We start from the raw sequence: 6,402 nt of genomic DNA on the forward strand, positions 1-6,402 counted from the left end.
CGCGGAACGGCGCGAGCCGCACGACGTCGAGGATGTGGTCGAGCTTCGCGCGGGTCTCCGCCCGCGCGAGGCGGCGCACCTCGAGGCCGAACGCGACGTTCTGCGCCACCGTCATGTTGGGCCAGATGGCGTAGCTCTGGAAGATCATGGACATGTTCCGCTTCTCGGGTGGGAGCGACGACGCGGGGGAGGAGATCACCTCGCCGTCCATCTCGATCGTGCCCGCCGCCGGCGGGAGGAACCCGGCGATCATCCGGAGCGTCGTCGTCTTGCCGCAGCCCGACGGCCCGAGCAGCGAGACGAAGTCGCCGGACTCGATCGCCAGGCTGCAGTCATCCACCGCGGTGACGTCGCCGAAGCGGCACGAGACGTTCTTCAAGACGAGCTTGCTCACGCCGTCGTCCGCCTGAGCATGAAGTCGCGCCCGACGAGGCGGAAGCCCGCCAGCACCAGCGCGACCGTGCCGACGACGAGGATGAGCCCGATCGCTGACAGGTACTCGAAGTTGCCCTCGTCGCTCTTGTCGAACAGGAGCACCGACAGGACCTGGGTGCCGGTCGTGTAGAGGAAGATCGCCGAGGAGAGCTCGCGCGTCGCCGGGATGAAGACCACGATGAACGCGCCCGCGAGCCCGCGCTTCAGGAGCGGCCCGACGACGCGGCGCATCGCCATGAGCCGTCCGCCCCCGAGGATGCGCACGGCGTCCTCGAGCTCGGGGTTGATCGCGCGGAGGGCCGCCTCGCTGTTGGCGTAGGCGATCGGGAGGAAGCGCGTCGTGAAGGCGAGGATGAGGATCCAGGCCGTCCCGTAGAACGCGAGCGGCGGCGCCGTGTAGGCGGCGTAGAAGCCGATCGCCAGCACGATGCCCGGGATGACGAACGGCGCCATGGCGACGTACGAGAGGGCCCGGCCGAACGGCACCAGCCGGCGCTGGACGATGTAGGCGATCGCGAGCGCGAGCCCGAGCGCCAGCGCCGCGGCCACGCCGCCGTAGACGAACGTGTGGACCGTCGCGGCGCGCGTGATGGGCTGGCTGACCAGCACGAACTTGAGGTTCCCGAGCGTCAGGTTGTCGAGGGAGAACCCGCGGCCCCAGGCCTTCGCGAAGGCCGCCTGGAGCACGACCAGCATCGGCAGGAAGAAGGAGAGCGACGTCACGAAGAGGCAGTAGCCGAGCATCGCCCAGCGCCAGCCGCCGAGCCGGAGGAGCCGGCGCTCGCCGCCCTTGCCCGTGAGCGCCACGTAGCCCTTGCGCGCGATGATCCGCTGCTGGAGCCAGAAGAGGAGCGCCGTGATCCCGAGGAGCGGCATCGCGTAGGCGGCCGCCACCTGCACCCTGGGCGGGAACTCGAAGAACTCCCAGAGCGTCGTCGTCATCATCTGGAAGCGGCCGGGGAGCGCGATGAGGGCCGGCACCCCGAAGAGCGCGATCGCCTCGAGGAACGAGACGATGAACGCCGCCATGATCGCCGGCAGCGTCAGCGGCAGCGTGATCCGGAGCGTCGTTCGCAGGATGCCGGCGCCGAGCGTCGTGGCCGCGTCCTCCATCTCCGACGAGATGAGGTCGAGCGCCGAGCGGGTGAACACGAACACATAGGGGAAGGAGTAGGAGGCCATGACGAGCACGAGGCCCGTCTTCGTGTAGATGTTGAAGGGCCCGGCGTCAGCGCCGGTGAGCCCCTTGTAGAGCCGGTTCAGCCAGCCCGCGTTCGGCCCGGCCAGCAGGATCCACGCGACGGCGCCGAGGTAATTCGGCACGATGAACGTGCCCAGGATCGCGGCCCACACGAGACCCTTGCCGGGCATGTCCGTGCGCGAAACCGCCCACGCCATCGGCACGCCGAAGACCAGGCAGAGCGCCCCTACCGCGAGCCCGATGACGAGCGAGTTCAGGAGCGCCTCGACGTAGCGCCAGCGCCCATAGGCGGCGGCGTAGTTGGCGAGGGTGAACGCGCCCGCCTCGCTCTGGAAGCTCGACCAGACGAGCCGCGCCAGCGGATTGACGACGAGCAGGAGCAGCGCGCCGGCGAGGAGGATCCAGACGACCAGCGACCTGTCGAGGTGACGCCAGCGCACGCTCAGATTCCGAACGTCTCCCGGAACAGCTCCTTCACCTCGGGGATGCCCTTCTCGACCTCGTCGTAGCTCGGGCGGATCGTCTTGATCTCCGCGACGGACCTAGCGCCGGGCAGCGGCTTCACGTGCTTGTTCACCGAGTCCTCGCGGAGCTTCACCATGATCTCGTTGCACTCGCGGCCGAGCAGGTACTCCTCGAAGAGCTTCGCGGCGTTCGGCGCGGGAGCGTTCTTCAGAATGCTGGTCGGCGAGACCATCAGGATCGCGCCGTCCTCGGGGTAGACGAGGGCGAGCGGGTTGCCCTTGTCGCGGCTCTGGAGCGTCGTGGCAGACGGGCCGGCCGCGACCCAGCTCTCTTTGGCGTTGAGCATCGTGACGGTGTCGTTGATCGAGCGCCCGATGCGCGGCTTGTTCAGCTCGAGCTTCTTGAAGTAGTCCCAGCCGTAGAGCTTCCGCATCTGGACCACCCAGGTCCCCACGTAGCCGCTGAAGCTCGGGTGCCCGATGGACACGTGGTTCTTCCACTTCGGGTCGAGGAGGTCCGTCCACTTCTTCGGCGCGTCCTTCGGCTGGACGAGCGTCGTGTTGTAGGTGATCAGGACGAGGCCCGCCGCGGTGGCGACGTAGAGGCCGTCGGGATCGTTGAACCCTTTGAACGTGTCGATCAGCTCGGAGAGATTCTTCGGCCGGTACGGCTGCACCCAGCCGTCCTGCTTCATGCGCCCGTGATGGCTCACGTCCGTCGAGCTGAACACCGACGCGACGGCGAGGTTGGCCTTCATGTCCTGGGCGAGGCGCTGATAGGCCACCTGGGCCGTGGTGCGGATGTAGTTGCACTTGATCCCCGGATACTTCTTCTCGAACCCGCTGCACACCGCCGCCGCGGTCTCCGAGCCGTAGTGGGCGGTGTACCAGGTGAACTCCTTCTCCTTCTTCGCGGCGTCGTAGAGCTGCTGCTCGCCCTCGAAGGCGGCGACGGGGGCGGTCGAGGCCAGGAGCGAGAGCCCGAGCGTGATGGCGATCCGTTTGATGTCCATGATCAGAGAATGTTAGCCGCCGGGCGCCGTTTCGCAAGCCTGAATTCGGCGACGCTCGGGCCGGCGGCGCCCGGTCTGCTAGGATCATCGCGTGCTGGCGCTCGTCCTGGCCCTCGCGCTCCTGGCCCCGGGCGACCACGATCGCTCGCTCGCCGTCGGCGGCGCGACGCGCACCTATCTCCTCCACCTGCCGCCGCGCTTCGCCGAGCGCGGGCCCTTGGCCGTCGTGCTCGCCTTCCACGGCGGCGGCGGCACGGCGAAGAGCTTCAAGGACTACGCGGGGCTCGACGCCGTCGCGGACCGCGAGGGTTTCGTCGTCGTGTACCCGGACGGCACGAGCCAGCTTGGGCGGCGGCTCCTCACGTGGAACGCGGGCACCTGCTGCGGTTCCGCCCACGACCACGACGTGGACGACGTCGGGTTCGCGCGAGGGCTGCTCGACGCGCTGTCGCGCGAGCTGCCACTCGACCCGGCGCGCGTCTACGCGACGGGCCACTCGAACGGGGCGATGATGGCCTACCGGCTCGCGATCGACGCGCCGGAGCGGATCGCGGCCATCGCGCCCGTCGCCGGCATGATGGTGACCGACCGCTTTCCGCCCGCGCGCCCCGTGCCCGTGCTCCACGTGCACAGCGTGGACGATCCGCGCGCGCTCTACGCGGGCGGCGTCGGGCCGCCGTTCCCGTTCACAAACGCGCGCGTCACCCATCGCGCCGTCGAGCCGGAGCTCGCGCGCTGGGGCGCTCACGACGGCTGTCCGCCAACCCCGCAGGTGGCAGAGCGCCGCAGCGCTCCCGCGTCCGGCGGCGGTCCGGCCCACACCGCGACGCGCCTGGTCTGGGCGCCCTGCACGACCGGCGCGGAGGTTCAGCTCTGGAAGCTCACCGGCGCGGGCCACGCCTGGCCCGGCCACCCGTCGCGGCTGCCCGAGCGCCTGATGGGGCCCGACACGACCGTCATCGATGCGGCGGAAGAAGTGTGGCGCTTCTTCCAGCGGTGGCGGTTGCGATAAGCTGACGGCGCGCCATGCCTGCGCAATCCGCGACGCCCGATCCCGCCGCTGTGCTCGCGAGCGCTCGCCGCGACCTCGCGCGCCTGCCGCCGATCCTCGACGCCATCCTCGTCGACCTCGACGACGCGCTCTGGCGCGCGCGGCCGGCGCCGCGCGAGTGGTCGCCGGTCGAGATCGTGTGCCACCTGCGCGACGAAGAAGCGGAGGACTTCGGCGCGCGCCTGGGCGTGGTCCTGGCGCGCGGCGCCGTCTTCGCGGCGATCGACCCCGAGCGCTGGGCCGTCGAGCGCCGGTACCAGGAGCAGGAGCCGCGCGCGGCGCTGGCGGCGCTCCGGGAGCGGCGGGCGGCGACCCTCGCATTCCTCGCGTCCGTCGAGCCGCCGCGCCTGACCCATGCCGTCCCCCACGCGCGCACCGGCCAGCTCTCCGGCCTCGATCTCCTCGCGGCGTGGGTCACGCACGACCGGCTGCACGTGGCGCAGCTCGCCGCCACGCTCGCGCGGCTCGGCGCCGACCGCTGGGCGCCGCTCCGCGCCGAGTACGCGGGGCCGATCCCGTACGGGGAGGGAAAGACGTGCTAACGTGGTGACGACTCAGTCGGTGGAGGACAGCATGAAGACCCGGAAGGAGAAGCCGATCGCAAAGCCCATACCGTCCGACCAGCCGCAGAAGAGCGTGTTCGGCTGCATGGCTGGGACTGCCAGGATCGTGGGGGACGTCGTCTCTCCAGTCGTGCCCCCGGAGGCCTGGAATGCGGTCCGTCTGGCTATAGGGGCCGAGCGTCGCACGGCTGCTGGGCGGCGCCGCAGGGCCGGTCGGTAACGCACGCAGCGCGCATCCGCGCCGATCGCGCCGGGTCTCGCGGCTCAACGTCTCCATTCGGATACACCACCTGATGGTAGGATTTGAGCCATGAGCGAGGAGCCGCGCGAGAAGCCCTCCAACTTCATCCGCGACATGGTCGCGGCGGACACGGCGTCCGGCCGCTTCGGCGGCAAGGTCGTCACGCGCTTTCCGCCCGAGCCGAACGGCTACCTCCACATCGGCCACGCCAAGGCGATCTGCATCGACTTCGGCATCGCCCAGGAGTTCGGCGGGCGCTGCAATCTCCGCTTCGACGACACCAACCCCACCAAGGAGAGCGTCGAGTACGTCGAGTCGATCATGGCCGACGTCCACTGGCTGGGCTTCGACTGGGGCGAGCACGTCTACTACGCCTCCGACTACTTCGAGCAGCTCTACGAGTGGGCCGTGCAGCTCATCAAGGACGGCAAGGCCTACGTGGACGAGCTGACGGCGGAGCAGGTGGCCGAGTACCGCGGCACGCTGACCACGCCCGGGCGCGAGAGCCCGTACCGCAATCGCCCGGTCGAGGAGAGCCTGGACCTTCTCGACCGCATGCGCCGCGGCGAGTTCCCCGATGGCTCGAAGACCCTCCGCGCCAAGATCGACATGGCATCCGGCAACATCAACCTGCGCGATCCCGTCATGTACCGCATCCGCAAGACCCCGCACCATCGCACGGGCGACAAGTGGTGCATCTATCCCATGTACGACTGGGCCCACGGCCAGTCCGACTCGATCGAGGGCGTGACCCATTCCATCTGCACGCTCGAGTACGAGGACCACCGCCCGCTCTATGATTGGTACCTCGGCCAGCTTGGCGTACACCATCCGCAGCAGATCGAGTTCGCGCGGCTGAACCTCTCGCACACCGTCATGTCGAAGCGGAAGCTCCTCGAGTTGGTGCAGGGGGGGCTCGTCAGCGGCTGGGACGACCCGCGCATGCCGACGCTCGCGGGCTTGCGCCGGCGCGGCTACACGCCCGAGTCCATTCGCGACTTCTGCGACCGCATCGGCGTCGCCAAGGCCGACAACCTCGTGCAGACGGCGCTGCTCGAGCACTGCGTGCGCGAGGACCTGAACAAGCGCGCCGAGCGCCGCATGGCCGTGCTCCGGCCGCTGAAGCTCGTGATCGAGAACTACCCCGAGGGGAAGGTGGAGGAGCTGGAGGCGGTCAACAACCCCGAGGATCCGGGGGCCGGGACCCGCCGGGTGCCCTTTTCCCGCATCCTTTATATAGAGCACGAGGACTTCAGGGAGATCCCACCCCCCAAGTATTTCCGGATATCCCCCGGCGCCGAGGTGCGCCTGCGCTACGCCTACATCGTCAAGTGCACCGGCGTCACGAAGGATCCGTCGGGGCAGGTGACCGAGGTGCGCTGCACGTACGACCCCGCGTCGCGCGGCGGAGACTCCGGCGGGCGCCGCGTGAAG

The 6,402-nt window shown here is 69.6% G+C and carries 6 protein-coding genes; 3 read left to right on the top strand and 3 right to left on the bottom strand.

Translation table 11 applies throughout. The features are described 5' to 3' along the window. From VKG64_01515 to VKG64_01525, 3 genes are all read right to left on the bottom strand, one after another. A partial coding sequence (locus tag VKG64_01515) for an ABC transporter ATP-binding protein (GenBank protein HKB23703.1) occupies positions 1-394 on the bottom strand: 394 nt, incomplete at its 3' end. Further along, positions 391-2,076 (bottom strand): iron ABC transporter permease, encoded by a 1,686-nt coding sequence (locus VKG64_01520; protein HKB23704.1) that lies wholly within the window; start codon positions 2,074-2,076, stop codon positions 391-393. The genes VKG64_01515 and VKG64_01520, both read right to left, overlap by 4 nt. Positions 2,077-2,078: 2 nt before the next feature. Continuing rightward, a complete protein-coding gene (locus VKG64_01525; GenBank protein HKB23705.1) occupies positions 2,079-3,113 on the bottom strand; it encodes an extracellular solute-binding protein in 1,035 nt (344 codons plus the stop codon). A gap of 91 nt (positions 3,114-3,204) precedes the next feature. On the opposite strand from VKG64_01525, the gene VKG64_01530 reads away from it, so the two are divergent. From VKG64_01530 to VKG64_01540, 3 genes are all read left to right on the top strand, one after another. Next, the gene (locus tag VKG64_01530; GenBank protein HKB23706.1) at positions 3,205-4,125 is read left to right on the top strand and encodes a PHB depolymerase family esterase; all 921 of its coding nucleotides are present in this window, start codon (positions 3,205-3,207) and stop codon (positions 4,123-4,125) included. A 14-nt stretch (positions 4,126-4,139) separates the two neighbouring features. After that, positions 4,140-4,706 carry a DinB family protein gene (locus VKG64_01535; protein HKB23707.1) on the top strand — a complete coding sequence of 189 codons (567 nt, stop codon included), beginning with the start codon at positions 4,140-4,142 and terminating at the stop codon, positions 4,704-4,706. Between the two features lie 331 nt (positions 4,707-5,037). Continuing rightward, positions 5,038-6,402 (top strand): glutamine--tRNA ligase/YqeY domain fusion protein (locus VKG64_01540; protein HKB23708.1); only part of this gene is annotated, 1,365 nt, incomplete at its 3' end.

This window comes from Candidatus Methylomirabilota bacterium, from assembly GCA_035260325.1.
Classification (GTDB): Bacteria; Methylomirabilota; Methylomirabilia; order Rokubacteriales; family CSP1-6; genus AR19.